General features: G+C 45.4%; 2 protein-coding genes. Both read right to left on the reverse strand.

Annotated features, from left to right (window positions below):
• A partial coding sequence (locus tag ACFIKH_RS08595) for a hypothetical protein (RefSeq protein ID WP_041581383.1) occupies window positions 1-407 on the reverse strand: 407 nt, incomplete at its 3' end.
• Window positions 404-4,888: hemagglutinin repeat-containing protein (locus ACFIKH_RS08600; protein ID WP_375671487.1), on the reverse strand; the 4,485-nt coding region annotated here is incomplete at its 5' end. The genes ACFIKH_RS08600 and ACFIKH_RS08595, both read right to left, overlap by 4 nt.

The following is a 4,888-nucleotide window of genomic DNA, read 5'->3' on the forward strand; positions in this document are numbered from 1 at the left end:
TAAGGCTTGCATTCAGGTTGTACTGGACTTCTTTTACAAAACGGGCTGTTTAAGCGCTTTTCGACACTTCTCTTCGGAATGACAGCACCAGGCTGACAAATGGGAAGGTTTTCTTCTCTAAATGTATAACACCAGTTTCCTCTCCCTTTATAATGGAATCCTGATTGAACCATGCAAGCATAAATTGTTGCATCCTCATTAATACTAAGCTTTCTGTTTTCTGAATCAATATCAAAAATGCTTGGCATTCCGCATTCTAACAAGGCTTTTCCTACTTCAGTAGAATCTGCACCTACCTTCTCCCACATACTCACATACTCTGGAGGAGGCTTATCAATGTTTTCAATGTCACATCCAGCTACACTTAATAGGACTATACCACTCAATAATTTCAAAATTTGTCTCATTTTTTCTTCCATAAATGCTCTAAAATTGAATAAGTTGAATTAATTTGTTTAGTAGGCGGTATTCCATAATTAGTTATACACGCTTTACTTGCATCACCATAACAATTATGGGGACTAGGATCATACCCGCCTAACGCCCTCCCTCCCTCTATCAATGGAGAGGTTGCTGTAGTCAATAAACTGGTTCCTACAAACAGCGTCATATATAAAGGATTTTTTATACCTTTCTCCAAAAGTGAAACATCTAGATTTAAAGGTACTTTATAAAAAGTAGGTGCATTGTAACCAAACAACGTGCTAATGGGGTCAGATGCATGGCTTTGTAAGTAAACATGATCATTTTTGCCATCGCTTACGACATATAATGCATTCGCTATCGATTGAGCATGATCCGCTGGTCCAAAAAGATAGATATCTGTTTTTTCTGCTATACCGTGAATGCCGCGCTTTTCAAAGTCACGCAGTCCATTGCCTACTGTTAAGCTACCACGACTATGCGCACTAACAATAGCCTTGTCATTACCATAACGAGAGGTAAAATCTTGGAATTTCTTGGCCGAATTACTCCATCCCCCAAAATACTCATAAATTGCTACCCCATACTCTACGAGCCTGTCTTTAGCTTGTGGGTGGTATGTAAAATAAAGGGGTTCATGCGCATTATCAGCTAATTGGACAGCACGATAGGCAGCCTCATCTGGTGTGTTAAAAATACCATTATAGAACATACGCCTGTTGCCATCAGAACCAGCTTGTAAATGCTTTTCTTCCTCTGGTTTTAAATAGCGATACAGAATTATTGGTTTTCCATCACTGCCTTTTATATACTCTCCATTTTCATCGGTTAAATAGAGTACTTTGCCATTTTCATCATGCGCAATCTCACCTACTGGATGCTCTTTAACATTTGCGACTTCGCGCACTTTGTCCCAGTATCCCAATCCTTCATCCGATAAATCATTGATCATATCTACGCGATTATGAACGATCCCCTCAAGCGATGTGGCGTCCACCGGTGCAACGGCTTGGTGGGCTGTAGCGGTGTTGCGGTTGAGAGAGCCAATGATTTGTCCAGCATCTTGCCCCATCGCCCTCTGTCCAGTTGTATCAGTAAGGATGATAGTCCCATCGCTGATAGCAGATTTGGTTTCCCCTTCTGCTGCATCCTTGGCTTTGCCGTGATTTAAAACATTCTTGGCAATGTTCTTTATCGTATCGTTCCCAGAAATGCTTAAACCTTGGCTGCTAGCTTGAGCATGCGCACCGTTGCGGATATCACTGGTGCTGATGCTTCCTGTGGTCAGGCTGTTTTTATCTGCCGGCGCGGTGCTGGCAATAATACCTCCGGTCAGCGTTGTTTTATCTTTAACTATGATATTAAAGCCGCCATCACCAGCTTTAATGCCTGATTGCTCCACAACACTATGATAATCGCTAGAGGATTTATCCTTTTGGAAAGAGGCGCTCATGGAGCCCCCACCACCCGTTTGTCCAGCACCAAACCCAACAGAAACAGAGTCTTGCTTGCTGGAAGTTTGTCCCGTATCACTGCGGCTGGTAATGGCAAAATCACCACCAACCTCTATTTCTACACGCTCTCCAGAAACCACGGCGCCTGCCAATGTGGTGTTTGCCCCACTCGTGGTATGAACTGTGCCAGTGCCTATAATATGGCTGTTTTTGTGTTGAACTTCCTCACTGGAACCTTCCCCTTGACTAAAAGAAGCACTGCCCGTTGCCCCTGCGCCACCCGTGCCATAACCGGTGCCAACACTCATTGAAGCACTTTCACTGCTGTTTTGTGTGCTTTGCGTGTTTTGCGCACTTTCAAAGGTGATATCTTCACCTGCTTCCATAGTGATATTTCCGCTCTGTGCATCATTTTCCAGCACATAGATTGGATTGGTACCAGCGATAACATCAGCGCCAACACTATGGATGCTGCCTTCGTGAGCATGCATGTTAACAGCGCGTCCGCCTTCTATGCTATCTGTCACCGCTGTGGAGGTCTGAACAGATGCCTCCGCCTTCTCAGTTTTAAAGCCCACGGTTACACTGCCAGATGCGCCAGCCATATTGGCAAGAGCATCCTTGGTGGAGCCCCCCATCCCTCCTAATGGGTTACTCAGTCCTTTAGTTGTGTTCCCCTTTTCCCCTGTGTTGCCAGTCAGCCAATTAATAAAGTTCTCTCCTTTATTAAAGAGGTGATTGATTTTCATGCCGGTCAGTATGCCATTAATAACGGTGTTATTGCCATCCTTATTGTTCATGCGGTCTGCTGAATCTTTTAAGCCTTGTACCGTGCCAAGGACACCGATATCAACGGAAGTTGTCACACCAGCAAAGGACTTTTCATGCTTTTCTTTTGCGTTAGAGGTATCATAGCTTTCTGATAGGGTGATATTATTACCAGCGTCAATGTTGACATCACGATCCGCCGAAACAATGGCTGCTTGCATATTCACATCATTGTCAGCAGTAATCTGCACATCTTGGCGTGCCGTGATGTGTGATTGTGTGGAAGTATTTTCCCATTGATCGCCCGTATCTTTGGCGCTTGCAATTCCAACCCCTACAGAAGCACCGCTGTTGCTCTTTTCAAACTGAATGCCAAAGCCTGTACGTTCTTCCTTTGAGCTTGAGGAATGGCTATTATGACCAACAAGCACATTCACATCATGCGCTGCCGAAAGGTTAATATTCTCACCTGCAAGATCAGAGCCAACAATTTTCACATCTTTTTTCTTGGCAGTGATGTTGATATTGCCATCCGCATTGAGAGAAGAACCTTGATGCTCAAAACTCTCTTCATTTTCTGTCTTTCCCTCACTCCCGTATATCGACACAAAGCCCTTACCTGATCCCACACCAAAACCTGTTTCATGCTCCTCTGAATGGCTTTTATGATGATCTGTCATGCCATCAATCGTCACACTTTCTCCGCTCACATTGATATCTTGACCGGAAAGAAGATGAGAAGCAGAAATCTTGGCTTCTCCTTGTGCGTCTAACACGATGTTGCCCGTCGCCCCAAGGATAGAGGAAACCGTTGTGGTATGCGATTGAGATGTATCGGAAGATTTCTCATGCAAAAAGCCACTTGATGACGATTGTGCTTGCTGATCCAAGTGTTCTTGGGCGCCTTTGATAGTAATCTTTCCCCCAGAGTGAATGGTAATATCCGCTTGTTTCTGATCTCCTGGTGCTTTCTCTCCTGACGTTTCCTCTGCCTTACCGGCTACGAGCGTCGAGGCTAAAACTTCCGTGTTGTTTCCAGATTCAATGGCAACGCCTTCACCCCCAGATATGAGTGAACCGGAAACTTGGGTAGCATCCACCTTGTTATGCACGGATTTGCTGCTGCTGAATGTTCCACCGTCTTTATGGTACGACATCTCATAGTGTAAGCTATCCTCTGCATTGGTGATCAGGACATCGTTGCTGGCTTTCAGCCCTACCTTGCCATCAGCCGCAACAGAACTTCCCGTGATGCTAAGATCATGCGGTTTGCCATCCTGCCCTGCAATAACAGTGGTATCACCTCCCGATTTTATCGAAGATCCAACGGCATGAGAGGCTTGCATATCCACTTTCGTGTTTTTGCCCTGAAGATGATACTCCATCTCATCTTCTCTTACCCCTATTGTTATCTCCCCTTGGGCGCCAAGTCCAACATTGCCCTTGGCATCTATATCGGAAGCAGCAATATGGATATCTTGACCTGAGATGACAGTGGTATCTTTTCCAGAACTTAAATGAGAGCCATTGTGCACGGCAACATGAGAAGTTCGATCCCCGCGATGGCTATTGGTACTGTTGCGTGTGGCATCAATTGAAACGTTTTCTTTTGCCTGTAAGGAAAGATTATCCGTTGCTTGAACATCAGAGCCTAGAATATTCAAATTATTTCCAGAGAGAAGTGTCGTCGAGCCTCCAGAGTTTAACACAGATTTATGATGCATGGTGGCATCACCCTGTTCATCATGGTAATGGGTTTCTGCTGAACCGATCGTCAAGTTGCCTTGTTCTGTAGCCATGGCAAGATCACCTCCGGTAGTGATCCCCACCCCTGAGGCGGTGATATCTTGTTTAGCAATCACCGTTGCATTACCCCCAGCAGAAAGCGCCTCGGTGTTTAAAACGGTCTCCACGCCGTCAACCGTTGTGCGCCCTGCATCCAAACGAATATTCTTCTCCGCAAGGATAACAGCATCCCCACCCGCCGCAAAATGCCCTCCTTGACTGAGGATATCCCCACCATGCACATGCAATTGGTGATTTGCCGCAATCCGCCCTGAATTGATAATCGTTGAATTGCTCGTATTTTGGCTGGTGATATTCACATCATCGCCCATGATCAAAGCCCCAGCAGAAACAAAGGAGGCTCTGTCTTTTTCGGGGATGTAAAGCACCGGTGCATAAACATCCATGCCCTTGACCTGTTGGCGCACATAAATCACCATCGGGGCTTCTAGAGAAGC

The organism is Bartonella sp. SD1336NMGDW (genome assembly GCF_042193565.1).
Taxonomy (GTDB): Bacteria; Pseudomonadota; Alphaproteobacteria; order Rhizobiales; family Rhizobiaceae; genus Bartonella; species Bartonella grahamii.